This is a genomic window from Bradyrhizobium sp. 6(2017) (assembly GCF_011058295.2).
In the GTDB taxonomy this organism is placed as follows: Bacteria; Pseudomonadota; Alphaproteobacteria; order Rhizobiales; family Xanthobacteraceae; genus Bradyrhizobium; species Bradyrhizobium septentrionale.
On sequence record NZ_CP049289.2, the window covers coordinates 5,270,031 to 5,295,360 of the forward strand.

Annotated in this window: 19 protein-coding genes; 9 read left to right on the forward strand and 10 right to left on the reverse strand. The window is 65.3% G+C overall.

The features are described from left to right. Positions 1–15: 15 nt before the first annotated feature. From G6P99_RS24645 to G6P99_RS24660, 4 genes are read right to left on the reverse strand one after another with little or no spacing between them, the layout of a single operon-like run. The gene (locus tag G6P99_RS24645; protein WP_029083907.1) at positions 16–3,120 is read right to left on the reverse strand and encodes an efflux RND transporter permease subunit; all 3,105 of its coding nucleotides are present in this window, start codon (positions 3,118–3,120) and stop codon (positions 16–18) included. Beyond that, a complete protein-coding gene (locus G6P99_RS24650; RefSeq protein WP_029083906.1) occupies positions 3,117–6,245 on the reverse strand; it encodes an efflux RND transporter permease subunit in 3,129 nt (1,042 codons plus the stop codon). Before G6P99_RS24650 ends, G6P99_RS24645 begins: the two co-directional genes overlap by 4 nt. Before the next feature lie 48 nt (positions 6,246–6,293). Next, positions 6,294–7,790 carry an efflux RND transporter periplasmic adaptor subunit gene (locus tag G6P99_RS24655; RefSeq protein ID WP_029083905.1) on the reverse strand — a complete coding sequence of 499 codons (1,497 nt, stop codon included), beginning with the start codon at positions 7,788–7,790 and terminating at the stop codon, positions 6,294–6,296. Further along, complete coding sequence (locus G6P99_RS24660; RefSeq protein WP_156928878.1) at positions 7,780–9,258, reverse strand: efflux transporter outer membrane subunit; 1,479 nt, start codon at positions 9,256–9,258, stop codon at positions 7,780–7,782. The genes G6P99_RS24655 and G6P99_RS24660 overlap by 11 nt, the downstream gene beginning before the upstream one ends. A gap of 203 nt (positions 9,259–9,461) precedes the next feature. On the opposite strand from G6P99_RS24660, the gene G6P99_RS24665 reads away from it, so the two are divergent. Together G6P99_RS24665 and G6P99_RS24670 are read left to right on the forward strand one after the other, a co-directional pair. Further along, positions 9,462–9,659: a hypothetical protein gene (locus tag G6P99_RS24665; RefSeq protein ID WP_156928870.1), complete on the forward strand. Its 198-nt coding sequence runs from the start codon at positions 9,462–9,464 to the stop codon at positions 9,657–9,659. Positions 9,660–9,864: 205 nt separating this feature from the next. After that, the gene (locus G6P99_RS24670) at positions 9,865–10,899 is read left to right on the forward strand and encodes a cysteine synthase A (RefSeq protein ID WP_029083903.1); all 1,035 of its coding nucleotides are present in this window, start codon (positions 9,865–9,867) and stop codon (positions 10,897–10,899) included. Between the two features lie 98 nt (positions 10,900–10,997). On the opposite strand, the gene G6P99_RS24675 is transcribed toward G6P99_RS24670, so the two are convergent. From G6P99_RS24675 to G6P99_RS24690, 4 genes are read right to left on the reverse strand one after another with little or no spacing between them, the layout of a single operon-like run. Next, on the reverse strand, positions 10,998–11,738 hold the full coding sequence (locus tag G6P99_RS24675; protein ID WP_029083902.1) for an amino acid ABC transporter ATP-binding protein: 741 nt from the start codon (positions 11,736–11,738) through the stop codon (positions 10,998–11,000). A 12-nt stretch (positions 11,739–11,750) separates the two neighbouring features. Further along, positions 11,751–13,271 (reverse strand): amino acid ABC transporter permease, encoded by a 1,521-nt coding sequence (locus tag G6P99_RS24680; protein WP_029083901.1) that lies wholly within the window; start codon positions 13,269–13,271, stop codon positions 11,751–11,753. Then, positions 13,268–14,473, reverse strand: a complete 1,206-nt coding sequence (locus G6P99_RS24685; protein WP_029083900.1) for an amino acid ABC transporter permease — start codon at positions 14,471–14,473, stop codon at positions 13,268–13,270. Before G6P99_RS24685 ends, G6P99_RS24680 begins: the two co-directional genes overlap by 4 nt. Positions 14,474–14,497: 24 nt before the next feature. Continuing rightward, positions 14,498–15,514: an amino acid ABC transporter substrate-binding protein gene (locus G6P99_RS24690; protein ID WP_029083899.1), complete on the reverse strand. Its 1,017-nt coding sequence runs from the start codon at positions 15,512–15,514 to the stop codon at positions 14,498–14,500. A gap of 324 nt (positions 15,515–15,838) precedes the next feature. On the opposite strand from G6P99_RS24690, the gene metC reads away from it, so the two are divergent. From metC to G6P99_RS24715, 5 genes are all read left to right on the forward strand, one after another. Next, positions 15,839–17,035 carry a cystathionine beta-lyase gene (gene metC / locus G6P99_RS24695; protein WP_029083898.1) on the forward strand — a complete coding sequence of 399 codons (1,197 nt, stop codon included), beginning with the start codon at positions 15,839–15,841 and terminating at the stop codon, positions 17,033–17,035. Positions 17,036–17,321: 286 nt separating this feature from the next. Then, a complete protein-coding gene (gene cpaB, locus G6P99_RS24700; RefSeq protein WP_029083897.1) occupies positions 17,322–18,125 on the forward strand; it encodes a Flp pilus assembly protein CpaB in 804 nt (267 codons plus the stop codon). A 13-nt stretch (positions 18,126–18,138) separates the two neighbouring features. Next, positions 18,139–19,608: a type II and III secretion system protein family protein gene (locus tag G6P99_RS24705; RefSeq protein ID WP_029083896.1), complete on the forward strand. Its 1,470-nt coding sequence runs from the start codon at positions 18,139–18,141 to the stop codon at positions 19,606–19,608. Between the two features lie 30 nt (positions 19,609–19,638). Next, entirely contained in the window at positions 19,639–20,382 is a 744-nt protein-coding gene (locus tag G6P99_RS24710; protein WP_156928869.1) for a CpaD family pilus assembly protein, read from the forward strand. Further along, positions 20,379–21,650 (forward strand): AAA family ATPase, encoded by a 1,272-nt coding sequence (locus G6P99_RS24715; protein WP_165123701.1) that lies wholly within the window; start codon positions 20,379–20,381, stop codon positions 21,648–21,650. Before G6P99_RS24710 ends, G6P99_RS24715 begins: the two co-directional genes overlap by 4 nt. 42 nt (positions 21,651–21,692) lie before the next feature. Here the strand turns inward: G6P99_RS24715 and G6P99_RS24720 are convergent, their stop codons facing one another. Both G6P99_RS24720 and G6P99_RS24725 read right to left on the reverse strand, forming a co-directional pair. Further along, entirely contained in the window at positions 21,693–22,526 is an 834-nt protein-coding gene (locus G6P99_RS24720; RefSeq protein ID WP_051346634.1) for a tetratricopeptide repeat protein, read from the reverse strand. A gap of 141 nt (positions 22,527–22,667) precedes the next feature. Next, positions 22,668–22,913 carry a PilZ domain-containing protein gene (locus G6P99_RS24725; protein WP_029083893.1) on the reverse strand — a complete coding sequence of 82 codons (246 nt, stop codon included), beginning with the start codon at positions 22,911–22,913 and terminating at the stop codon, positions 22,668–22,670. Positions 22,914–23,177: 264 nt separating this feature from the next. Between G6P99_RS24725 and G6P99_RS24730 the strand changes: the two genes are divergently transcribed. Both G6P99_RS24730 and G6P99_RS24735 read left to right on the forward strand, forming a co-directional pair. Next, positions 23,178–23,441: a hypothetical protein gene (locus G6P99_RS24730; RefSeq protein WP_029083892.1), complete on the forward strand. Its 264-nt coding sequence runs from the start codon at positions 23,178–23,180 to the stop codon at positions 23,439–23,441. Between the two features lie 167 nt (positions 23,442–23,608). Further along, positions 23,609–25,291, forward strand: a complete 1,683-nt coding sequence (locus G6P99_RS24735; RefSeq protein WP_029083891.1) for a Na/Pi cotransporter family protein — start codon at positions 23,609–23,611, stop codon at positions 25,289–25,291. Positions 25,292–25,330: the final 39 nt, after the last annotated feature.

The following is a 25,330-nucleotide window of genomic DNA, read 5'->3' on the forward strand; positions in this document are numbered from 1 at the left end:
GCCGTTCAGTTCAACCTATTCCGCCGGCGCGTGCACGCCCGACGGCGCCGGGCGCCGGCGCAGGCGGTCGATCAGGAGATAGATCACGGGCGTGGTGTAGAGGGTCAGGATCTGCGACACGAACAGGCCGCCGATGATGGTGATGCCGAGCGGCCGGCGCAGCTCGGTGCCCGGACCGGTCGCAATGACAAGCGGAATGCCGGCGAACAGCGCCGCCATCGTCGTCATCAGGATGGGGCGGAACCGCGCCCGGCAGGCCTCGAAGATCGCATCCCGCGACGACAGGCCCTGATGCCGCTCGGCCTCGAGCGCGAAGTCGACCATCATGATGCCGTTCTTCTTGACGATGCCGATCAACAGGATGATGCCGACGAAGGCGATCACCGTCAGCGGCGTGTTGGTCACCTGCAGCGCCAGCAAGGCACCGAGGCCAGCCGACGGCAAGGTCGAGATGATCGTGATCGGATGGGCCAGGCTCTCATAGAGCACGCCGAGCACGATATACATCGCGACCAGCGCGCCAAGAATCAAAAGCGGCTGTCGCCCGCTGGTCTTGTTGAAGTCGCCGGCATTGCCGTCAAAGCTGCCGCGGATGCCTTCCGGCATATGCAGCTCGTTGACCGCCCGCTGGATATTGGTGGTCGCGACCTCCAGCGGCACGTCCGGCAGCAGGTTGAACGACACCGTGGTCGAGGGGAAGCCGCCGGAGTGAAACACCGCGAGTGCCGACAGACCACGCTCGTAGTGCACCAGCGCCGACAGTGGCACCTGCACGTCATTGGCGCCGGCGACATAGATGCGATCGAGGTTCGACGGGTCGCTCTGGAATCTCGGATCGATCTCGAGCACCACCATGTACTGGTTGCGCTGGGTGTAGATGTACGAGATCTGCCGCTGCGAGAAGGCGTTGTTGAGCGCGTTGTCGATGTCCTGCACGCGGACGCCGAGGCTGGAAGCGGTCTTGCGGTCGATCACGAGGTTGAGCTGCAGGCCGCCTGGATCGCGGTCGGAGGAGACGTCGGTGATGCTCTCCACCGTCTCCATACGCTTGGCGACGATCGGCGCCCATTTCTGCAACAAATCGAGATCGGTCGAGGCGAGCGTGTACTGGTAGTCGGAATCGCTCTGCCGGCCGCCGGTGCGGATATCCTGGGCGGCGAACATGAACAGGCGGATGCCCGGCACCATGAACAAATTGCGGCGCAGCCGGTCGATCACCTGCGTGGTCGAAAGCCCGCCTCGCTCCTCCGGCGGCTTCAGGCTGATGAACATCGTGCCGCGGTTGGAGGTGGCGCCGCCCGGGCCGCCGCCGGAGCCGACCGACGAGCCGATGCCGGCGACTGCGGGATCGGCCATCACGATGTCGGCGAGCCGCTGTTGCAGCAAGAGCATCGCCTGGAACGAGATATCCGCTGAGGCCCGCGTCGAGCCGATGACAAAGCCGCTGTCGTCGGTCGGGAAATAAGCCTTCGGTGTCTTGACGTAGAGCACCACCGTCAGCGCGACAGTGGCGGTGAACACCACCATCGTCAGCCAGGGGTATCCGAGCACACTCCGCAGCGTCCGGGCATAGAACGCCACGACCCGGGACAGCGTGCCTTCGATGGCGCGGTCGTACCAGGTGGCGTGATCCGAGGTCGCCTCCTTGATGTAGTGCGCGCAGATCATCGGCGTGACCGTCAGCGACACCACGGTCGAGACCGCGATCGCAAACACCAGCGTCAGCGAGAATTCCCGCAGCAGCCGGCCGACAATCCCGTCCATGAAGATCAGCGGCGTGAAGGCCGCGACCAGCGACAGCGAGATCGACAGCACCGTGAAGCCGATCTGCTTGGCGCCCTCGACCGCGGCCGGATACGGCGCCATGCCCTGCTCGAGATTGCGGTACATGTTCTCGATCATGACGATGGCGTCGTCGACCACGAAGCCGACCGAGATCGCGAGCGCCATCAGCGACAGATTGTCGATCGAAAATCCGGCGAGCCACATCCCGGCGCAGGTGCCGGCCAGCGCCAGCGGAACCGAGACGCCGGCGGCGATCGTCGGCACCAGGCGGCGCAGGAACACGAACACCACGACCATCACGAGCACGATAGTCGCCAGCAGTGTGAACTGCATGTCCTCGACGCTGGCGCGGATGGTTCCGGTGCGGTCGACCAGCGTCGAGATCTCGACCCCGGCCGGGATCCATTGCTTCAGTTCCGGCAGCAGCTTGCGAACATTGTCGACGGTGTCGATGACGTTGGCGTCACCCTGCTTGGTGATCTGGATCAGCACGGCCGGCTGCTTGTTGAACCAGGCGATCGAGCGCGAGTTGCGGACGGAGTCCTCGACCTCGGCGACATCAGAGAGGCGGACGAAATTGCCGTTCGAGCTCTTGATGACGATGTCGCGGAATTCGGCCGCGGTGCGCATCTGCTTGTTGATCGACAGCGTCTCGCTCAGCCGGTCGCCATTGAAGATACCGACGGGGCCGAGTGGATTGGCATTGATGATCGCGAGCCGGACGTCGTCGGTCGCGATCCCGGCGTTGGCCAGCGACACCGGATTGAGCGCGATGCGCACCGCCGGCTGGTCGGCGCCGCTGACCGTCACCTCGCCGACCCCCGGCACCTGCGAGATGCGCTGCGCCAGTACGGTATCGGCGACGTCGTACATCGCGCTGGTCGAGATCGTCTGCGAGGTCAGTGCCAGCACGAACACCGGCGCCGCGGCCGGATTGGCCTTGCGGAATTTCGGCAGCGACGGCAGGTCGCTCGGCAGATCGGCGAGCGAGGCGTTGATCGCGGCCTGCACGTCGCGCGCGGCGCGGTCGATGTTGCGGCCGATCGAGAACTGCACCTGGATGCTGGTGGTGCCGAGCGAGCTGGTCGAGGTGATCTGGTCGACGCCCGAGATGGTGCCGAGCTTGCGCTCCAGCGGCGCGGCGACGGTCGCGGCCATCACCGACGGATCGGCCCCGGGCCTCGACGCCGACACCCGGATGGTCGGGAAGTCGACATTCGGCACCGACGACACCGGCAGGAACTGGTAGGCGACGATCCCGACCAAAAACAGCCCGATCGCAAGCAGCGTGGTGCCCACCGGCCTGCGAATGAAGGGCTCGGAGATCGAGATCACTGCATGCCCTCGGTGGCGCCCGCGATCGGCGGCCCGCTGGGACCAGCCTCCGGCACGGCCCGCTCGATCCGGCGGTTGAGCCGGTCGAGCGCGAGATAGATCACCGGCGTGGTGTAGAGCGTCAGCAGCTGGCTCAGCAACAGGCCGCCGATGATCGAGATGCCGAGCGGAAAGCGCAGCTCGGCGCCGGTGCCGCTCTCGATCGCAAGCGGCAGCGCGCCGAACAGCGCCGCCAGCGTCGTCATCATGATCGGGCGGAAGCGCAGCAGGCAGGCCTGCACGATGGCGTCATAGGACGACATGCCCTTGTGACGCTCGGCCTCGAGCGCGAAGTCGATCATCATGATCGCGTTCTTCTTGACGATGCCCATCAACAGGATGATGCCGATCAGGCCGATCACCGAGAGGTCCTGCCCGCACAGCATCAGGGCGAGGATGGCGCCGACGCCGGCCGAGGGCAGCGTCGACAGGATGGTGATCGGGTGGATGTAGCTCTCGTAGAGCACCCCGAGCACGATGTAGATCGTGATGATCGCGGCCAGGATCAGCCAGGGCTGGCCGGCAAGCGAGCGGGCGAATTCGGCGGCGTCGCCGGAATAGATGCCGACGATGCTGCCGGGCATCCCGATCCGGGTCTCGATCGCCTTCACCGCCTCGACCGCGTCGCCGAGCGCCTCGCCCGGCGCAAGGTTGAAGCTGAGCGAGACCGACGGGAATTGCGCCTGGTGCGAGATCGCGAGCGGCGCCGTGGTGCGGATCAGGGTTGCCACCGCCGACAGGGGCACCTGCGCGCCGGCGGCGCCGGGCAGATAGAGCTTGTCGAGGATCGACGGGTCGCGCTGGTACATCGGCAGCGCCTCGAGCACCACGCGGTACTGGTTGGCCTGGCCGTAGATCGTCGAGATCTGCCGCTGCGCGAAGGCATCGTTCAGCGTGTCGGTGACGCCCTGCAGATTGACGCCGAGCTGGCCGGCGCGCTGGCGATTGACGTCGAGCGCCGCGCGCAAGCCGCCCTCCTGCGCCTCCGACGAGACGTCGCGGAAGATCGGGTCGCGCCGCATCTCGGCCACCAGTTTCTGCGCCCATTGCGAGACTTCGGCGGCATCCGTCGCGGTCAGAGTGTACTGGTATTGCGAGCGGCTCGATTGCGTCGAGATCTGCACGTCCTGCACCGGCTGGAAGTAGACGGTCATGCCGGGCACCGTCGCGACCCTCTGCTTGAGGCGCTCGATCACCTTGACGACGCCATCCCGCCGCTCGTCGAGCGGCTTCAGCGTCATCACCAGCCGGCCGACATTGGTGGTCGGATTGACCGAGCCCGAGCCGATCACCGAGACCACGCCGACCACATCAGGATCGGCCTTGATGAGGTCGGAGACCGCGGTCTGCCGCCGCTGCATCTCGGCAAACGAGACGTCGGGCCCCGCCTCGGTCACCGCCGTGATCGAGGAGGTGTCCTGCAGCGGCAGGAAACCCTTCGGCGCCAGCACATACATGATCAGGGTCAGCGCGATCGTCGCGAACGTCACCAGCAATGTCGCGCGCTGGCGCTGCAGCACCCAGAGCAGCGTGCGATGGTAGAACTCCACCATCCGGTCGATGAAGCGGCTGACTGCGGCGAGGCCCGGGACCGCCATCTCCTCATGAATGTTCTTGAGCAGCCGCGAGCACATCATCGGCGTCAGCGTCAGCGAGACGATCGCCGAGGTCACGACAGCGATCGTCAAGGTCAGCGCGAATTCGCGGAACATGCGACCGACCAGGCCGGACATGAACAGCAGCGGGATGAACACCGCGATCAGCGACACCGTCAGCGAGATCACGGTGAAGCCGATCTCGCTGGCGCCCTTCAGCGAGGCCTCCATCACGGTCTCGCCGTTTTCCATGTGGCGGACGATGTTCTCGATCATCACGATGGCGTCGTCGACCACGAAGCCGGTTCCGATGGTCAGCGCCATCAGCGACAGATTGTCGAGGCTGAAGCCTGCGAAATACATGACGCCGAAGCTCGTGATCAGCGACAGCGGCAGCGCGACGCCGGCGATCAGGGTCGCGCGCAGCGACCGCAGGAACAACAGCACCACCAGCGTTACCAGCACCACGCTCAGGATCAGCGTGAACTGCACGTCGTGGACCGAGGCGCGGATCGTCACGGTGCGGTCGGAGACGATGGTCAGCTTGACGCCGGCCGGGACCGACCGCTGCAGCCGCGGGATCTCGGCGCGGATCTGCTTGACGACGTCGATAACGTTGGCGCCCGGCTGGCGCTGGATGTCGATGATGACGGCCGGCGTGCCCTGGTACCAGCCGCCGGTGCGGTCGTTCTCCAGCCCGTCGACGATCTGGGCGACGTCGCCGATCGTGACCGGCGAGCCGTTGCGATAGGCGATGATGATCGGCCGGTAGGCGTCGGCAGCCGCGATCTGGTCGTTGGCGGCGATGGTGTAGGATTGCTGCGCGCCGTCGAGCGATCCCTTCGGCCCCGACACGTTGGCGCCGGCGATTGCGTTGCGCAGATCCTCCATCGCGATGCCGTAGGCCGCCAGCCGGGCCAGATCGGCCTGCACGCGCACCGCCGGCTTCAGGCCGCCGAGGATCGAGACCCTGCCCACGCCGGAAATCTGGCTCAGCCGTTGCCCGAGGATGGTGTCAGCGAGATCACTCATCGCCCGCAGCGAGGTCGTCTCCGAGGTCAGCGCCAAGGTCATGACCGGCGCATCCGCCGGGTTCACCTTGGCGTAAACAGGCGGATACGGCAGCGTCTTCGGCAGGATGCCGGCGGCGGCATTGATCGCGGCCTGGACGTCCTGGGTGGCGCCGTCGATGTCGCGGTTGAGATCGAATTGCAGCGAGATCTGGCTGACGCCGAACGAGCTCGTCGAGTTCATCGACGACAGCGACGGAATCTGGCCGAGCTGCCGCTCCAGCGGCGCCGTGATCAGCGAGGCCACCACGTCGGGGCTCGCGCCGGGCAATTGCGTCGACACCTGCACGGTCGGGAAGTCGACCTGCGGCAGCGCGGAGACCGGCAGCGCCCAGTAGCCGAGCGCGCCGCCGATCATCAGCGCGATGCCGAGCAGCGAGGTGGCGATCGGCCGGCGGATGAACGGTTCGGAGACGCTCATGGTTGCGTACTCGCTGTAAGGTCGGACATTACGAGGTCAGGATGCCGGTCATGGCTGCGCCTTCGGTGCGCCGCCCGACTGTTCGCCCCCTGCTGCCGGCGCAGGCGCCGGTCCGGCCTGCCCCTTCTGATCGCCTTCGCCGTGCTCGTGCCGGCCGCGATGCTCGCCGTTCTTGCCTTGCCAGTCCTTCTTGCCGTCCTTGCCCTGATCCTTGCCCGGAGCTTCGCCTTGCGCTCCGCCTCCCTGCGTGCCGCCTTGCGCTCCACCTTGGCCGCCGCGCTTGCCGTCAGGATTGCGGCTGCGCTTGCGCGGCGCGAGATCGGCGGTCGGCGCCGCGTCATCCTTGCCGACCACGACCTTCGCGCCATCGGCGAGATTGGCAAACCCCGTCGTCACGACGCGGTCCGATGTGGTCAGGCCGTTCGCGATGACCGCTTCATGCTCGTTCTGCTGGGTGACCGTGACCGGCTTGGCGGTGACAATGTCGCCCTCGCCGATCACGTAACTGAACGTGCCGGCAGGACCGCGCTGCACCGCCGAGGTCGGCACCACGATGGCCTGCGGCAGCGTCTCGACCTTGAGACGCACATTGACGAACTGGCCGGGCCACAGCTGGTAGCTGGCGTTGGGGAATTCGGCCTTCAGCTTCAGCGTGCCGGTGGTCGGATCGACCTGGTTGTCGATGCCGGTCAGCTTGCCGGTGTCGATCACGGTGACGCCGTCATTGCCGAACACGTCGACCGCAAGCTGGCCCTTCGCCGCGGCGGCGTTCACCCGCATGATCTGCTGCTGCGGCAGGCTGAACCACACCGCGATCGGCTGCAGCTGGGTCAGGATCACGAGCCCGATGGTGTCGGAGGCGTGGATGATGTTGCCCTGGTCGACCTGGCGCAGGCCGGCGCGGCCGGAGATCGGCGCGACGATCTTGGTGTAGCCCAGCGTCGCGCCCGTATTGTCGATCGCGGCCTGGTCGGCCTTGATCAGCGCTTCCTGCTGCGCCACCAGCGCGCGCTGCGTGTCGGCCTGCTGCTTGGAGCCGGCATTGCTGGCGGCGAGCTGTTCATAGCGCGCGAGGTCGAGCTTCTGGTTGGCATGCAGGGCTACGTCCTGTGCCTTCTTGGCGACGGCCTGGTCGTACTGCGCCTGATAGATCGCGGGATCGATCTCGCCCAGCACGTCGTCCTTCTTGACGTCCTGGCCCTCGACGAAATTCACCTTGAGCAGCTTGCCGTCGACCTGCGAGCGCACCGTGACCGTGTTCAGCGCCTTCACCGAGCCGACGCCGTCGAGATAGACCGGCACGTCCTGCACATGCGGCGTCGCCGCAAGCACCGGCACCGGCAAATCGGGCCGCCCGTTGGCGCCGCGCCCGCCGCCACCGTTTTGCTTGGGCTGGAAGGCGAGCCAGCCGAGATAGCCGAGCCCGCCCAGGATCACAAGCGTGATGAGCAGCGACACCATGCGCCCGAGCAGGCGCGAGAGGAGGCCCCGCTTGCGCGGCGCCGTCCTTTTCTCATCGTCCGTCGAGTCGGGCTTAAAGAGCATCGACCGGTCTTTCCATCTTCGGTTCCCAGCCGCCCCCCAATGCCTGGTACAGACTCACGATCGCCAATAGCCGGGCCAGCTGGGCCTGGGAATAAGCATCTTCCGCCTGAAACAGAGTCAGCTGCGTGTTTAGCACAGTTACGATGTCGGCAGTGCCGGCCTTGAGCTGCTGCTCGGCGAGGTCGAAGGCGCGCCGCGAAGACGACAGCACGTCGCGCTGCAGCTGCAACCGCCGCGTGGTCTCGCGTATGGCAACCAGCGCATTGTCGACGTCGGTGAACGACTGAACCACCGTCTTGCGATAGGTTTGCAGCAGCTCGTCCTGCTTGGCCTGGGTGTACTCGAAATTGCCGAGGATCCGGCCGCCATCGAAGATCGGCTGGGTCATGCCGCCGACCAGGTTGAAGAACGCCGCATGCGGTTGGAATAGCGAGACCAGCGCCTGGCTCTGATAGCCACCCTGCCCGGTCAGCTGGATGCTTGGAAAGAACTGCGCCCGCGCGCTGCCGACATTGGCGGTGGCGGATGCGAGTTGCGCCTCCTGCCTGCGGATGTCGGGACGCTGGGTCAGCAATTCCGACGGCAATCCCGGCGTGACGCGCGGAATCCCGACTGCGTTGAGCGAGCCGCCGATGACGCGCACGCTTTCCGGCGGCCGCGACACCAGCACCGCGAGCGCGTTGATGCTCTGGTCGAGCGTCTGCCGCAGTGGCGGCACCAGCGCGCGCTGGTTGGCGAGCACAGTTTCCTGCTGCGCGACGTCGAGGTCGGAACCGGTGCCGGCCTTGAAGCGCTCCTTGATCGCGTTGAGGATGCGCTCGGCGCTGGCGATGTTGCGCTGTGCCGTGCGCAGCCGGTCCTGGCTGGCGAGCACCGTGAAATAGGCGTTGGCGACGCTCGCCAGCGTGGTCAGCGCCACCACCTCGCGGTCGAACCGGTTGGCGACGGCGGTCTCCTCCGCCGCTTGCGCGGCGTCGCGGTTCTGGCCCCAGAAGTCGAGCTGGTAGCTGGCGCTCAGCGAGGCGCTATAATTCACCACCTCGCGCCCGCCATTGGTGAGGCCACTGGCGCTGGAGCCGGAGGTGCGGGAGTAGGTTTCCGATCCGTTGAGATTGAGGGTCGGCAAAAGCGCCGCGCCGGCCTGCCGCGCCAGCGCGTCGGCCTGGCGGAATCGCGCGACTGCCGCGGCGATGTCGAGATTGACGGTCTGCGCCTCCTCCATCAGCTGTGTCAGCTCCTTGGAGCGGAAGCCGCGCCACCAGTCGAGCGTCGGCAGCGCGTCCCCTGGCCGGCCGAGGCGCGCGGCCTTGTAGCCCTGCGGGACGTCGAGCGCCGGATCGGGGATGTCCTGGGTCAGGATGCAGCCGGCCGAGCCCGCAACCAGGCCAAGCGCGAGGAGCGACCGGGTCGCGAGCCGTCGCGCGCGGACGGCGAGGCCAAACCGGCCTCCAGGCACCGTGACGGACATGGACTGGGTCACACCCGTTCTCCGCCGCAGCCAGCCTTCGCCCGCGGCGCACGAATGGCGCGTTCAGCGATGATCTGGGTGACGTTCACGGGTCATGCTTCCAATGGTACCTGACTGTCCCATCCTACCCTTGGGACGATGGGGCGCACAGCCCCGTCACGATCGCGCGACGTCGCATGGCAGGCGATTCGGGGCCACCCCGAATGCCGACTTTCCTCTATTTTTATGGCATTTCCGCACATTTCGGAGCCGTGCCGGAAGTCACGATTCTTACAAAGATTTCATGGGGATTTCTCAGCCCTGTTGCGCCGAATCCGCAAGGATGTGCCGGAGCAACGCCGATCTCGCAGTATCGCGCCCCGCGCCGTCGGGTTTTGATCGGATCTGCCGTGCGCAACTGACGCAAAACCGCGGATCGCAGGACGATTCTGCTGGGCGTCCCGACCGCCGCAAAACGCCGTTCTCCCGATGCCCGTGATATCCGCGCCCGCGCGGCAAAGCGTGTTGGGCCCGCCATTTGCCGCAGTGCAAAAGCCCTTCCCTTTTTCGATCAGCACACTAGGTTCGCGGCAAGCAAGACACAGACCGGCAAAGAAATTCCCCGACATGGTATTCAACAAAGACGTCATCGAAGCGATCGGCAACACGCCGCTCATCAAGCTGAAGCGCGCATCCGAACTGACCGGCTGCACCATTCTGGGCAAGGCCGAGTTCATGAACCCCGGCCAGTCGGTGAAGGACCGCGCCGGCAAATGGATGATCCTGGAAGCCGAGAAGCGCGGCACGCTGAAACCGGGCGGCCTGGTGGTCGAGTCGACCGCGGGCAATACCGGCATCGGCCTTGCGGTCGTGGCGAGTGCGCGCGGCTATCGCACGCTGATCGTCATTCCGGAGACGCAGAGCCAGGAAAAGAAGGACATGCTGCGGCTGTGCGGCGCCGAGCTCGTCGAGGCGCCGGCGCTGCCGTTCTCCAACCCGAACAACTACCAGCATCTGGGCAGGCGTCTCGCCGAACAGCTTCGCAAGACCGAACCGAACGGCGTGCTGTTCGCCGACCAGTGGAACAACCTCGACAATCCCAAGGCGCATTACGACTCGACCGGACCGGAAATCTGGCAGCAGACCGACGGCAAGGTGGATGGCTTCGTCTGCTCGGTCGGCACCGGCGGCACGCTCGCTGGCATCAGCCGCTACCTGAAGGAAAAGAACCCGGCCATCGTCACCGCCTGTGCCGATCCGCACGGCTTCGGGATGTACGAACTGTTCAAGAATGGACAGGTCAAATCGACGCCGGGCGACTCGATCACGGAAGGCATCGGGCTCGGACGCGTCACGCCTGTGGTCGAGACGGCGAACGTCGACACCGCATTCCTGATCTCCGACGAGGAAGCCGTGACCATCATCTACGAGTTGCTGGAGCACGAAGGCCTGTGCCTCGGCGGCTCGACCGGCATCAACATCGCCGGCGCGATCCAGCTCGCCAAGCAGCTCGGCCCGGGCAAGACCATCGTCACCATTCTCTGCGACTCCGGCAACCGCTATCAGTCCAAACTGTTCAACCCGGCCTTCATGCGTTCGAAGAATCTGCCGGTCCCGGAATGGCTGGAAAAGCGCAGCAAGATCGAGCTGCCGCTTGTGTAGCAGGCGACGTCATTCCCGGGCGGTCCGCAGGACCGAACCCGGAATCTCGAGATTCCGGGGGCGATGCGTAAGCATCGAACCCGGAATGACCGAAACAATCACCGCAAGATTTGGCTCAAGAACAGCTTCGACCGCGCGTGCTGCGGGTTGGCGAAGAACTCCTGCGGCGTGTTCGACTCGATGATCTGGCCGGCGTCCATGAACACGACGCGGTTGGCCACCTCCCGGGCAAAGCCCATCTCGTGGGTCACGACCAGCATGGTCATGCCCTCCCTGGCGAGATCGACCATGGTGTCGAGCACCTCCTTGACCATCTCCGGGTCGAGCGCCGAGGTCGGCTCGTCGAACAGCATCACCTTCGGGTTCATGGTCAGCGCGCGGGCGATCGCGACGCGCTGCTGCTGACCGCCGGACATCTGGCCGGGAAACTTGTTGGCCTGGTGCGGAATCTTGACCCGCTCGAGGAACTTCATCGCGGCCGCCTCGGCATCCTTCTTCGGGATGTTGCGCACCCAGATCGGCGCCAGCGTGCAATTGTCGAGCACGGTGAGATGCGGAAACAGGTTGAAGCTCTGGAACACCATGCCGACTTCGCGGCGAACCTCGTCGACGCGGCGCAGGTTCGGGCCGAGCTCGATGCCGTCGACCACGATCTCGCCCTCCTGGAATTCCTCCAGCGCGTTGATGCAGCGGATCAGCGTCGACTTGCCCGAGCCGGACGGGCCGCAGATCACGATGCGCTCGCCCTTGCCGACCTCGAGGTTGATGTCACGCAACACGTGGAAGTCGCCGTACCATTTGTTGAGCGTGGAAATGTTGACGATCGGGGTTGTGGACATGGTGACCCTTGTTCAGTGGCGGCGGTGGGCGTTGAGCCGATTTTCGACGGACAGCGAGTAGCGCGACATTCCAAAGCAGAACACGAAGTAGATGAGGCCGGCGAAGGCGAAGCCGGTGAATGCGGTCGTCGGCGTGGTCCAGACCGGATCGGCGAACGACGCCCGCAATGAGCCCAACAGATCGAACAGCGCGACGATCGATACCAGCGAGGTATCCTTGAACAGCCCGATGAAGGTGTTGACGATGCCGGGGATCACGTAGCGCAGCGCCTGCGGCAACACGATCAGCGAGGTCGTCTTCCACCACGACAGGCCGAGCGCGGAGGCGGCTTCCGGCTGCCCACGCGGCACGGCCGCCAGGCCGCCCCTGATCACCTCGGCCAGATAGGCGCCGGTGAACAGCGCGACCCCGATCAGCGCGCGCATCAGGCCGTCGACGGCGAAATTGCCCGGCACAAACAGCGGCAGCATGTAGGTCGCGAAGAACAGCACCGTGATCAGCGGCACGCCGCGCCAGAATTCGATGAAGGTGATCGAGAAGATCCGGATCAGCGGAATGCTCGACCGACGGCCGAGCGCCAGCGCGATTCCGATCGGCATCGAGGCGACGATGCCGGTGATGGCAATCACCAGCGTCACCAGAAGGCCACCCCACAGCCGCGTATCGACGATCGGAAGGCCGCCGCGGTCGAGCCCCATCAGCTTGATCACGACAGCGATCCCGGCGAACGTCACGAGGCTGCCAATTAGCGCCCGGCGGCCGGTCCGCATGCCACCTCCGAGAACGAACAGAACGGCGGAGACGATCACGGCGGTGACGAGAAAGTCGACCCAGACCGGTTGCGACGAGGCCTGCATCTGGTCGCGCAGCCAGCTCAGCGGATAGATCAACCAATGGATCAGCAAGCCGATCAGGACGATCAGCTTGCCGAGCACCCAGAACAACGGGGCGATCGCCGAGGTCTTGCTGAGATTGACCAGGAGCAGCCCGGCGCCGCCAATGCTCTCGTCGAACAGCTGCAACAGGCCGGCCGTCCAGCTCACGCCGAATCCGGCGATGCCGCCACCATGCAGCAGGAACAATGCCACCGCCGGAAAGGCGAAGAAGAACAGGCCGGAGTTCACCCCCTTGGCCGGCAGTCGCGGAACGAGCAGAGGCAGCAGCAGTAGTGCGGCGAGCAGGAAGGTCAGATTGACGCGCCAGCGCTGGGCTTCCGGATAGAAGCCATAGATCAGCTGCGCCAGCTTGGCCTGGATATAGGGCCAGCAGGCGCCGACCACGTGTCCGGCGTTCTCAGTGAGGCACGCGGTGCGGTCCTTGCCGGTCCAGACCGCGTCGACCAGCAGGAACCTGAACGCCGGGATAACCGTGTACCAGACCAGCAACAATCCGAGGATCGTGAGCAGGATATTGCCTGGCGAGCTCAGCAGCCGCGAACGCAGCAAGCCGATGAAGCCGGTGGTCTTTGCCGGCGCGGGGCGCTCGGGGACCAGATCCTGCCGGACAAAGGACGACGCGGCCATATCCGTCATGTCGCCAGGCTCCGGTTGATGCGCCAGCCGTAGATGCTCATGATGGTGCTCGTCGTCAGCGAAAGCAGCAGATAGACGCCCATCGTCATGGCGATGATCTCGATCGCCTGCCCGGTCTGACTCACCGCCGTGCCGGCGAACACCGACACCAGATCCGGATAGCCGATGGCGACCGCGAGCGACGAATTCTTGGTGAGGTTCAGGTACTGGCTGGTCAGCGGCGGCACGATGACGCGCATCGCCTGCGGCACCACGATCAGCCGCAACGTCGTACTGCGGCTCAGGCCGAGCGAGGAGCCCGCCTCCATCTGTCCCTTGTGCACCGACAGGATGCCGGCGCGGACGATCTCGGCGATGAAGGCCGCCGTGTAGGTCGACAGCGCCACCGTGAGCGCGACGAATTCTGGGATGATCCGCGCCCCGCCAGCAAAGTTGAAGCCTTTCAGTTGCGGCAGTTCGAAGGTGACCGGCCTGCCGAAGATCAGCATCGCGATCAGCGGCAGGCCGACGAGACAACCCGCGACATAGGGTCCGACCCGGATCATCTGCCCGCGTTGGAACAAAGCGCGCGTCGCATAGTGCCGCAAGCCCAGCGCCGCAATGATGCCGACCGCGAGTGCAGCCAGGAACGGATCCAGCCCCGGTTCGCTGACCGGTCGCGGCACGATCAGGCCGCGGTTGTTGAGAAAGAACGCACTGAAGACCGAGATGCTCTGCCGCGGCGCCGGCAGCGCGGCGAGCACCGCGAGATACCAGAACAGGATCTGGAACAGGAGCGGCAAGTTTCGGATGATCTCGACATAGATGCCGCCGATGCGCGACAGCAGCCAGTTCGGCGACAACCGGCAGAGTGCCACGATGAAGCCGATCACGGTTGCGAAGACAATGCCGATCACCGAGACCAGGATCGTGTTCAACAGGCCGACGAAGAACACGCGCCAATAGGTGTCGGCATTTGTGTAGGCGATCAGGCTCTGACTGACGTCAAAGCCCGCATTGTAGTTGAGGAAGCCGAAACCCGACGCAATGTGCTGGGTCTCCAGGTTCAAGCGTGCATTCGCCACGATCTCATAGGCGATCCAGGCCAGGATCGCGGCGAAGCCGATCTGGGCGGCCAACCCGTTCCAGCCGGCCTTGCCGCCAAGCGTACGCTTCAGCCTGAGGGCAAATTGCAGCGGTGGTTTTCGGGGCGCGATGCTCATCGCGGCAGCCGTTGGCTGGGCCGATCAGCGGATCGGCGGCGCGTACTGGATCCCGCCCTTGTTCCAGAGATTGTTGACGCCGCGGGCGATGCCGAGCGGCGAGCCGGTGCCGACATTGCGCTCGAAGGTTTCGCCGTAATTGCCGACCGCCTTGACGATGCGCACGACCCAGTCCTTGGTGAGGCCGAGCTGTTCGCCGAGATTGCCGTCGGTGCCGAGCACCCGCTTCATTTCCGGCTTGTCGGATTTCAGCATCGCGTCGACGTTTTTCTGGGTGATGCCGAGTTCCTCGGCATTGATCATCGCAAACAGCGTCCACTTCACGATGTCGAACCACTGGTCGTCGCCGTGACGCACCATCGGCCCCAGCGGCTCCTTGGAAATGATCTCCGGAAGTACGATGTGATCGGCGGCATTCGCGAGCTTCAGGCGGCTGGCATAGAGCCCGGAGGCGTCGTCGGTGAAGACGTCGCAGCGTCCGGATTCATATGCCTTGACGGCCTCGTCGATGGTGCCGAAAGCGATCACCTCGTACTTCATGTTGTTGCCCTTGAAGAAGTCGGCGAGATTCTGCTCGGTCGTGGTGCCGGTCTGCACGCAGACAGAGGCGCTGTTCAGCTCGAGCGCCGAATTGACCTTGAGCGACTTCTTCACCATGAAGCCCTGCCCGTCATAATAGGTCACGCCGGTGAAATTGGCGCCCAGCGAGGTATCGCGCGACACCGTCCAGGTGGTGTTGCGCGACAGCACGTCGATCTCGCCGGATTGCAGCGCCGTGAAGCGGTCCTTGGCCGACAGCGGCACGAACTTGACCTTGCTCGGATCGTCGAAGATTTCGGCCGCAATGGCCCGGCAGACGTCGACATCGATCCCGGTCCAGTTGCCCTTGTCGTCGGGCGATGAAAAACCAGGCAGACCCTGGCTGACGCCGCAGGACAATTGACCGCGGTCCTTGACCGTCTTGAGGGTTTGCGCCGAGGCCGCCTGGACCGACAGGGCGGCGGCAGCGGCTAGGATGACAGCCAGGGATACGCGTTTCATGGGCAGGGCCTTTCAGGGTCGTCCGTTGGACGTTTGCTTTGTGATCGCCTCGCGTTCACGGGCCATCCCAATGATCCCTTGCAGCAAAAGATGCCTGATCTGACCGGCAGTTTTGGCGCCCAAACCGGTCAGGCAACGGATCGTAGGTCGCGGCAGGCCCCTCAACGTGCGGCGACTGGTAGTTGCGCCGCATCACATAGCGACTGACGAGCCGGGTCAAGGGGTTGACGCATGTCTTCTGCGTCCTGTTAGTAACACCTCCCGGCGTAGCCCTGTCCTCCCGACGCGTTACGACCTCGGCAAAAAGTCTAATGGCAGCGATCCATGACCTCCTCCGACGGCTCCAAGCCCTCCCATCCGCAACATGCCGCAACCCGCCTCGTCACGGCCGGCCGCGACAGCAAGGCCCAAAAGGGCTTCGTCAACCCGCCGGTCTTTCACGGTTCGACCGTGCTCTACCCGACTGCTGAAGACCTCCACGCCCATCGCGCCGAATTTACCTATGGCCGCCACGGCAGCCCAACGACGCGGGCTCTGCAGGACGTGCTGATCGCACTGGAAGGCCCGCAATGCGCCGGCGTCGGCCTCGCCCCGTCGGGACTGTCCGCCATCAGCACCACGCTGCTCGCCGTGCTGAAGGCCGGCGATCATCTGCTGGTGTGCGACAACGCCTATCGGCCGACCCGCAATTTCTGCGACAATATGCTCAAGCGCTACGGCATCGAGACCAGCTATTTCGATCCGCTGATCGGCGCCGGCATCGAGACGCTGTTCAAGCCGAGCACCCGCGCCGTGCTGGTCGAGGCACCCGGCTCGCAAACCTTCGAGATGCCCGATGTGCGCGCGATAGCGGCCGTCGCGCACGCCCGCGGCGCGCTCGTGATCGACGACAACACCTGGGCGACGGCGCTCTATCACCGCTCGCTCGAACAGGGCGTCGACATCAGCATGCAGGCCGGCACCAAATATGTCGGCGGCCATTCCGACATCATGTTCGGCACCATCGCGGCCAATGCGAAGGCCTGGCCGCTGGTGCAGGAGGCGATCCGGCTGCTCGGCGTCTGCGCCGGACCTGACGACGTCTATCTCGCGCTGCGCGGTGTCCGCACGCTCTCGGTGCGGCTTGCGCAGCACCACCGCTCCGGGCTCGAGATGGCGCGCTGGCTTGCGGCGCGGCCCGAGGTCGAGCGCGTGCTGCACCCTGCCCTCGAGACCGATCCGGGGCACGCGATCTGGAAGCGCGACTTCACCGGCGCCTCCGGCCTGTTCAGCATCGTGCTCAAGCCTGTGCCGCAGAGCGCGGTCGACGCGATGCTCAATTCGCTGACGCTGTTCGGCATGGGCTTTTCCTGGGGCGGCTTCGAGAGCCTCGCGATCCCGTTCGACTGCAGCGACTATCGCACCGCGACCAAATGGTCGCCGGGCGGGCCGGCACTGCGGCTGCACATCGGGCTGGAAAATCTCGACGACCTCAAGTCGGATCTCGATCGCGGATTTGCGGCGTTGAAGGCCGCGCTCTGATCCTGACGCGCGCCTCGCGCGTTAGACGATATTTAACCACGACCGACCGGCCGTGACGCCGCGCTGCGACCGACGACGCGCGCGTTGAGCCCGCTCGATCTCCGGGATTCTGCGGAGAAGTGACGGCGCCGATAACTCGCCGTTCACCATCCCCACCAATCCCTTAATTGTCCGGACCTTCAATCAAGTTCCCTTATACTTTTGCGGCCGTAGTGATGCTCACGGGAAGGGCTGTCGGTGCCGCAAGGACGTGACTGCCCGGCGTTAAGGGCATTCAGACAATCGCATGAAGACGGCACGCATCGTGGTCCTCGGCATCGCCGGCGTCGCAGGCCTCGCGGCCATGTACCTCGCAAGCATTGGCGATCGCAAACCGGCACCGCCGCCACCGCCGGTGGCGCAGTTGCCGACCGTCGAGGTGCTGGTGGCGAAGTCCGACATCGGCCTCGGTCAGTCGCTCAAGGCCGAAGACGTGCAGTGGCAGCGCTGGCCGGCTGAAACCGCGAGCAGCGCGTTCCTGCGCCATGACACCAATGCCGACGCCATGACCGAAGTGATCGGCTCGATCGCGCGCGCCCCCTTCATAGTCGGCGAACCGATCCGCGAGCAAAAGCTGGTCAAGGCCAATGGCAGCGGCTTCATGGCCGCGATCCTGCCCTCCGGCATGCGCGCGATCTCCACGGAAATCTCGCCGGAAACCGGCGCCGGCGGCTTCATCCTGCCGAACGACCGCGTCGATGTGATCCTGTCGCGACGCGACAAGAATCCCGATCAGCAGCAAGGCGCCCGCGATATCGTTACCACCGAAATCCTACTGTCCAACGTCCGCGTGCTGGCGATCGACCAGGCGCCGAAGGAGAAGGACGGCAACAACTCCCTCGTCGGCAAGACCGTGACCCTCGAGCTCAAGCCCGAACAGGCCGAGACGCTCGCGCGTGCGCGGCAAACCGGCACGCTGGCGCTCGCGCTGCGCAGCATCGCCGACGTCAACGAGACGATCGATCAGACCAACGACCATGCCCCGAAGCGGGGCGAGAGCATCAAGGTGGTGCGCTTCGGCGTCCCGAGCTCTCAGACGACACAGAAGTGATGGGGGCTTCGACATGACATCGGGTGCAAGACAACTGGCAACGCCGACCACGCTGGTCCGTTCGCTGTCATTCTCGGCGGTGACCGCGCTGATGCTGATCCCTGCCCTCGCCATCGCGGCCGATCCCGACAAGAACGCGGATGTCGCGGTGACGAGCAGCATTGCCGCCAAGACGCGCTTCGTCTCGCTCGGCGTCGGCAAGTCTGTCGTGGTCGACCTGCCGCGCGAGGCCAAGGACGTCCTGGTCGCCGATCCCAAGATCGCCAACGCCGTGATCCGCTCGGCGCAGCGCGCCTACATCATCGGCGCGGCGGTCGGCCAGACCAACGTGGTGTTCTTCGACGCCGACGGCAACCAGGTCGCCTCCTACGACATCGCGATCAAGCGCGACCTCAACGGCATGCGCGCGGCGCTGAAGCAGATGCTGCCGGGCGTCCAGATCGAGGGCGTCGGAGAAAGCGTGGTGCTGAGCGGCACGGTTGCGAGCCCGGTCGAAGCGCAGCAGGCGGGCGAGATCGCCGCGAAGCTGGTCGGCAGCGCCGACAAGGTCGTCAACTCCATCGTGGTGCGCGGCCGTGACCAGGTGATGCTCAAGGTCACCGTCGCCGAAGTGCGCCGCGACGTCGTCAAGCAGCTCGGTGTCGATCTCAGCGCCAACATGAACTACGGCACCGCCGCGGTGGTCTTCAACAACGCCAACGCCTTCACCGCCAACAATGGACCGCTCGCCCCGGGCAACGTGCTGACCGGAGCGGCCCTGAACAAGCTCGGCGTGCCGACGGTCACCGCGACGCTGCGCGCGATGGAGAGCGCGGGCGTGGTCAAGACGCTGGCCGAGCCCAACCTCACCGCGATCTCGGGCGAGTCGGCGACCTTTATTTCAGGCGGCGAGTTTCCGATTCCGACCGGCGTCACCTGCCAGACCACGACGTCGGGCACGATCGGCAATTGCGTCCAGACCGTCAGCTTCAAGAAGTTCGGCATCTCGCTCAACTTCACTCCGGTGGTGCTGTCCGAAGGACGCATCAGCCTGAAGGTGATGACCGAGGTCTCCGAAGTCTCGATGGACAACGCGCTGACCGGCGGCCAGGGCGGCACGACGATTCCCTCGATCAAGACCCGCCGCGCCGACACCACCCTGGAAGTGCCCTCCGGCGGCTCGATCGCGATGGCTGGATTGATCCAGGAACAGACCAAGCAGGCCGTCAACGGAATGCCCGGGGTCGATCAGATCCCGGTCCTCGGCCAGCTGTTCAGGAGCCAGGACTTCGTCAACAACGAGACCGAACTCATGGTCATCGTGACTCCCTATGTGGTGCGTGCCGTCGCGCAGAAGGAATTGTCCCGTCCGGATGACGGCTTTGCCCCGGCGTCCGACGCGCAGTCGGCGCTGCTGGCGCGGGTCAATCGCATCTACGGCGTTGCCGCACGTGCCGAACCGATCGGCGCCACGCCGGTCAATTTCGGCTTCATCATCGACTGAGGCGGGAACCTAATGGGGTTGGGGGATCGAATGATGACACGCAACACACGGAACGGTCGGGCCAGAACGCTGCCGCTGTTCGGCGCCCTTCTCGTCAGCGCGATCGCGCTTGGCGGCTGCAATCTGACCGGCGATAATATGGCCACCGGAACGGTCCCCGACGACTACCGGCAACGGCACCCGATCGCGGTCACCGAGGGCGAGCAGTCGATCGTGGTCTTCGTGGGCCGGGCCCGCGGCAATCTCACCGAAACCCAACGCGACGACGTGATGGGGCTGGCCCGCACCTGGCGCCGCGAAGGCACCGGCGCGATTGCGATCGACGTGCCGGCCGACACCCCGAACTCGCGCTCGGCGCAGGCGGTGTACCAGGAGATCCGCGGATTGCTCGCGTCGATGGGCGTGCCCGCCCACGCCATCACCAGGCGCGCCTATCGCGTGGACGATCCGCGCGCGCTTGCCACCATTCGCCTCAGCTATCCGAAGATGGCCGCAGTCGCCGGCCCCTGCGGATTGTGGCCGGCCGACCTCGGTCCCTCGATCTACAATCCCGCCTACAACGAGAACAAGCAGTACGACAATTTCGGCTGCGCCACGCAGCGCAACCTCGCCGCGATGGTCGCCAATCCGTCCGACCTCGAACAGCCCAGGACCGAGACCGCAGCCTACACGCCGCGCCGTTCGATCGCGTTCGAGAAATATCGCAAGGGCGAAACGACCGCGACCACCTATCCCGAAGCCGAGAAAGCCAAGCTGAGCGACGCCGCGAAATGACAGCCGAACAACAAGACGAGCCGCAGCACGGCAACGACTACATCGCGCCGGCGCCGCGGATTTCCGTGCAGGCCTTCTGCGCCAGCGTCGCGACCGCCACCACCGCGCGCGCCGCTGCCGACGACCGGCGGCTCGCCAAGGCCCACCTCTCCGTCCATATGGGCGGCATTGCCGCGGCGATCGACACCTATCACAAGGCGCCGACGCCCAACGTCATCATGCTGGAAACCGAGCCGGACAGCGATTTCCTCGCCGGTCTCGACGAGCTTTCCACGGTCTGCGATCCCGGCACCCGCGTCGTCGTGCTCGGCATGCCCGGTGAGGCTGCGCCGTATCGCGAACTGGTGCGGCGCGGCGTCAACGATTACGTCATCGGCCCGGTCAAGGTGCTCGATATCGTGCGCTCGATCTGCAGCCTGTTCTCGTCCTCCGAAGCGGTTTCCGTCGGCCGCCTGATTGCGGTCGCGGGCGCCAAGGGCGGCGTCGGCGCCTCGACCATCGCCCACAATGTCGCCTGGACCATCGCGCGCGACCTCGGGCTGGATTCGGTCGTCATCGATCTCGACCTCGCCTTCGGCACCGCCGGCCTCGACTACAACCAGGATCCGGTGCAAGGCATCGCCAACGCAGTGTACGCCCCCGAGCGGCCGGACAGCGCCTTCATGGAGCGCCTGCTTTCGAAGTGCGGCGATCATCTCAGCCTGCTGGCGGCGCCTGCCACGCTCGATCAGGTCTACGATTTTGGTGCCGAAGCGTTCGATGCCATCTTCGATACGATGCGGATGACCACATCCTGCATCGTGCTCGACGTTCCGCATCAATGGACCGCCTGGACCAAACGCGTGCTGGTCGGCGCCGACGATATCCTGATCGTGGCCGAGCCCGACCTCGCCAACATGCGCAACACCAAGAACATGATGAACCTGCTGAAGACCGCGCGGCCCAACGACCGGCCGCCGCTCTACTGCCTGAACCAGGTCGGCATGTCGAAGCGTCCAGAGATCGAGGTCAAGGACTTCGCCAAGACGATCGACAGCCAGCCGATCGCAGCGATCCCGTTCGACTGCAGGCTGTTCGGCGAAGCCGCCAATAATGGTCAGATGATCGCGGAAGTCTCCGCGCGTCATCGCACCACGAGGACCTTCCTGCAGATCGCCCATCGCCTGACCGGCCGCGCCGACCTTGCGGAAGCCCGCGAGTCGTTCCTGTCGCCGATCCTCAGGAAGCTGCAGCCGCGCCGTAACGACGGCCGCCGGGCCGCGGGCTAGCATTGCTGATCCCAGGTTTCGCTATCTCAGGTATCGTTCGACCTAGTCGCGACGGATGGTCGCGACCGGAATCTTGTCCGTATCGGTCCGGCCCACGTCCCTGCGCGCCAACAGCCGCTTCAGCGCGGCGACATTGGCCGAGCCCTCTTCCGGCGCCAAATCGGCCTTCATGATGGTCTCGGCCTCGGACTGGCGGCCCTGCAGACCGATCACGACGGCAAGGTTGGTTCGCACCCGCATGTCGCCTGGCGCGCGCTCCCGGGCGCGGCGCAGGGTCTCCTCGGCCTTCGGCAGATCCTTCGACAGCAGATAGGACAGGCCGAGATTGGAGAGCACCGACGGATCGTCGGGCACGATCTTGAGCGCACTCGCGTAGTACTGGCGGGCCTCGTCGTGGCGATCGAGCTGATCGAGCACGGCGCCTTGCGCCGACAGGATGCGCCAGTCCGGGTCTTCCGGGGTGTGTGCGCGCCCGAGCACGTCGAATGCCTGCTGGAAATTGCCGTTGTCGGCGAGCGCACGGCCGTAGCCTGCGAGCAGCGCCTTGTTGCTCGGCTGCGCCAGGACCGCCTGCTCCATGACCGCGACCGCCTGCGCCCGCTGGCCGGTGGCGCGCAGCGCCCGGGCGTATTTCAGAGCGGCGTCGGTGTCTTTCGGGTTGGCGCGGACGCGCTCGTGGTAGGTCGCGATGTCGCGCCGGGGATCGGCGGGAGCCGGCGTGGCCTCCGCGGTGTCGCCCAATGACCCCGTGATGTCGGACGGACCCGAAGTCTGACAGGCGGACAGCCCGACCAGCAGGACCAGCAGGACCACGGCGGATACCGGACCAGCGAGACGGCGTGCGCGGCCTTTCGGTCGGGATAGTTTCTCAGACATCAAATGAGACTCGGAACAGCGAAGGTTCCGGGATGCTCACAGCTTAACCCTAAGTTCCGGTTAAGGATGCCATCATGTCGCCGCCATGCCTGCCCGCGAGGCGGCACGGGCCGCTTCGCGGGTCGCAGGCGTAGTGGCCGATCAGTCGACGAACTGGGCGCCGAATTCGTGTCCGATCTGCCAAGCCAGACGACACTGACGCGGACTGCCGGTCGACAGGATGATGGTGAATTCCGGCGGGATCTCGAGATATTCGGCGATCACCTTGACACCTCCGGCGGAGATATCGGTGATCATGCAGTCGCGTGGCAGCGACCCCGTGCCCAACTGAATTTTGGCGACGCTCCGGCACGCGCGGCGTTCGCTCTTGCGGCGATTCATGAACATACTGATCCCCAAGCCCTCGGCTGGATAGTTTCTCGTTCCTACCGTCATAACGAGGAAAGATTGGGAACTGCCTAGCGGAACCAATCGCAATTGAGCGGTCGTGTTCGAGAATCATTTACCGGGGGCGCGGCCTGGCCCCGGTGTGCCGCCAGCATGGTTTGACCGCGGCACACTCCCAAAATTAACAATTTCCTAGTCGCATTGCCGGGCGTGCTCGCCCTGGAATAGCATTTGCTGTTCCCGACAATTGGGAGGCAAACAGACATGAAAGCCTTGTCACTGCTCGTCGCAGCCGTCCTGTCAGCGGCTCCTGCGTATGCCGGACCCCCGCAACGCGCCAACAACATGACGATCACTGCGGACACCCGCATCGGATGCAACGGCACGACCGGGTGGGGCGGCACGGCGGTGCCATGCAGGAACTACTACAACTTCGCCAACGTCAACGATTGCCATTCGAAGCTGCTCAACCTCGGTTGGGATAACAACGCCCTCGCCTGGTACTGCACCAATCTGGGCCTGAAGTAGCCCGTCGGCACCCCACAGATCGATCGAGGCCGCTTCGGTTGGCGGCCTCTTTCATGACGGCCCCTCCCCGTCATCAGGTTCCAACGGGAACAAAAAGGGGTTGATATCAGGTCATTTGACTATAGCGTGCGCCCCTTCGACTCGAATTTTCCGGGATATCAGGAAGTATGGGAAGCCTAGTTCTGCTCGATCTGATGGGGGGCGTCGCGCTCCTGCTGTGGGGCCTGCACATGGTCCACAGCGGGATTCTGCGGGCTTTCGGGCCGGATTTGCGGCTGTTGCTGGCGAGAGCGCTGAACAACCGGTTCAGCGCCCTTGGCGCCGGCCTTGGCCTGACCGCCCTGCTGCAGAGCTCAACCGCCACCGCCCTGATCACCAGTTCCTTCGCCGCCGAGGAAATCGTCAGCCTGGTGCCGGCGCTCGCGATCATGCTCGGCGCCAATATCGGCACCACGCTGATCGTGCAGGTGCTGTCGTTCAATGTTGCCGCTGTTGCGCCGGTGCTGTTCATCACCGGCCTGGTCGCTTTCCGCAGCGGGCCGCGCTCCCGGATCAAGGATATCGGCCGCGTCTCGATCGGCCTCGGCCTGATGCTGCTGGCGCTGCACATCCTGCTCGATACGATGGCGCCGGCCGAGAATGCACCGAGCGTGCGCGTGTTCCTGGGCGCGATCACCGGCGATCCCGTGCTCTGCATCTTCATCGGCGCGGTCGTCACCTGGCTGGTCCATTCCAGCGTCGCCAGCGTGCTGCTGGTGATGTCGCTGGCCTATTCCCAGTTCATCTCGCCCTATGCCGCGTTTGCGCTCGTGCTCGGCGCCAATCTCGGCAGCGCCATCAATCCGTTGATGGAGGGCGCGCGGCGCGACAATCCGGCGAGCTACCGCCTGCCGGTTGGCAACCTCGTCAATCGCGTTGTCGGCATCCTGCTGGTGGCACCGTTCCTGCGCCCGATCACCGAGTATATTCATGCTTGGCAGCCCGATCTCGCCAAGGCGACCGCGCTGTTCCACATTGCCTTCAACGTTGCGACCGCGCTGCTGTTCATCGGCGTGCTCGACCACATGGCGCGGCTGCTCGAACGTCTGTTGCCGAAGCGGGCGCAGGAGACCGATCCCTCACAGCCACGCTATCTCGACGAGAGCGCGCTGGAGACGCCGTCGCTCGCGCTGGCCGATGCCGCGCGCGAGGTGCTGCATATGGGCGACCACACCGAGGCCATGCTGCGCAAAGTGATGGCGGCGATGATGACCAACGATCGCGCCCTGGTCGACCAGGTGTCGAAGATGGACAACACCGTCGACCGGCTCAACGAGGCGATCAAGCTTTACGTCACGAAACTCACCCGCGGCAGCCTGGACGAGCGCGAAGGCCAGCGCGCCATGGAGATCGTGTCCTTTGCGATCAATCTCGAGCATATCGGCGACATCATCGACAAGAATCTGAGCGAGCTCGCGACCAAGAAGATCAAGCACCGCCTGCAATTCTCCGCCGAGGGCGCCGAGGAATTGTCGGCGTTCCACAAGCGCACGATCGACTCGCTGCGGATCGCGTTCGGCGTGTTCATGTCGGGCGACGCCAACGAGGCGCGCAAGCTGCTCAGCGAGAAGGCGGCGCTGCGCGCGGCCGAACTGACCGCCGTCGAGCGGCATCTGGTGCGCCTGCGCGAAGGCCGGCCCGAGACCATCGAGACCACGTCGCTGCATCTCGACGTGCTGCGCGATCTTCGCCGCATCCATTCGCATATCTGCTCGGTCGCCTACCCCGTGCTCGACGCCGCCGGCGAGACCGCCGCCGATCGCGAGAACGCGGTGGATACGGCCGAACTTCCGGCACCCGGGCGGCTCTGATCAAGCGAAGGCGCGCCGGAGCAGCACGGCGCGCTGCGA

What these genes read in the sequence shown, in the direction of transcription:
- G6P99_RS24690 (WP_029083899.1), bottom strand. Translation starts at nt 15,514, where the DNA reads ATGAAACGCGTATCCCTGGCTGTCATCCTAGCCGCTGCCGCCGCCCTG.
- G6P99_RS24725 (WP_029083893.1), bottom strand. Translation starts at nt 22,913, where the DNA reads ATGTTCATGAATCGCCGCAAGAGCGAACGCCGCGCGTGCCGGAGCGTC.
- G6P99_RS24650 (WP_029083906.1), bottom strand. Translation starts at nt 6,245, where the DNA reads ATGAGCGTCTCCGAACCGTTCATCCGCCGGCCGATCGCCACCTCGCTG.
- G6P99_RS24705 (WP_029083896.1), top strand. Translation starts at nt 18,139, where the DNA reads ATGACATCGGGTGCAAGACAACTGGCAACGCCGACCACGCTGGTCCGT.
- G6P99_RS24660 (WP_156928878.1), bottom strand. Translation starts at nt 9,258, where the DNA reads ATGTCCGTCACGGTGCCTGGAGGCCGGTTTGGCCTCGCCGTCCGCGCG.
- G6P99_RS24685 (WP_029083900.1), bottom strand. Translation starts at nt 14,473, where the DNA reads ATGAGCATCGCGCCCCGAAAACCACCGCTGCAATTTGCCCTCAGGCTG.
- G6P99_RS24655 (WP_029083905.1), bottom strand. Translation starts at nt 7,790, where the DNA reads ATGCTCTTTAAGCCCGACTCGACGGACGATGAGAAAAGGACGGCGCCG.
- G6P99_RS24715 (WP_165123701.1), top strand. Translation starts at nt 20,379, where the DNA reads ATGACAGCCGAACAACAAGACGAGCCGCAGCACGGCAACGACTACATC.
- cpaB (WP_029083897.1), top strand. Translation starts at nt 17,322, where the DNA reads ATGAAGACGGCACGCATCGTGGTCCTCGGCATCGCCGGCGTCGCAGGC.
- G6P99_RS24710 (WP_156928869.1), top strand. Translation starts at nt 19,639, where the DNA reads ATGATGACACGCAACACACGGAACGGTCGGGCCAGAACGCTGCCGCTG.
- G6P99_RS24680 (WP_029083901.1), bottom strand. Translation starts at nt 13,271, where the DNA reads ATGACGGATATGGCCGCGTCGTCCTTTGTCCGGCAGGATCTGGTCCCC.
- G6P99_RS24730 (WP_029083892.1), top strand. Translation starts at nt 23,178, where the DNA reads ATGAAAGCCTTGTCACTGCTCGTCGCAGCCGTCCTGTCAGCGGCTCCT.
- G6P99_RS24735 (WP_029083891.1), top strand. Translation starts at nt 23,609, where the DNA reads ATGGGAAGCCTAGTTCTGCTCGATCTGATGGGGGGCGTCGCGCTCCTG.
- G6P99_RS24675 (WP_029083902.1), bottom strand. Translation starts at nt 11,738, where the DNA reads ATGTCCACAACCCCGATCGTCAACATTTCCACGCTCAACAAATGGTAC.
- G6P99_RS24665 (WP_156928870.1), top strand. Translation starts at nt 9,462, where the DNA reads ATGCCGACTTTCCTCTATTTTTATGGCATTTCCGCACATTTCGGAGCC.
- G6P99_RS24720 (WP_051346634.1), bottom strand. Translation starts at nt 22,526, where the DNA reads ATGTCTGAGAAACTATCCCGACCGAAAGGCCGCGCACGCCGTCTCGCT.
- G6P99_RS24670 (WP_029083903.1), top strand. Translation starts at nt 9,865, where the DNA reads ATGGTATTCAACAAAGACGTCATCGAAGCGATCGGCAACACGCCGCTC.
- metC (WP_029083898.1), top strand. Translation starts at nt 15,839, where the DNA reads ATGACCTCCTCCGACGGCTCCAAGCCCTCCCATCCGCAACATGCCGCA.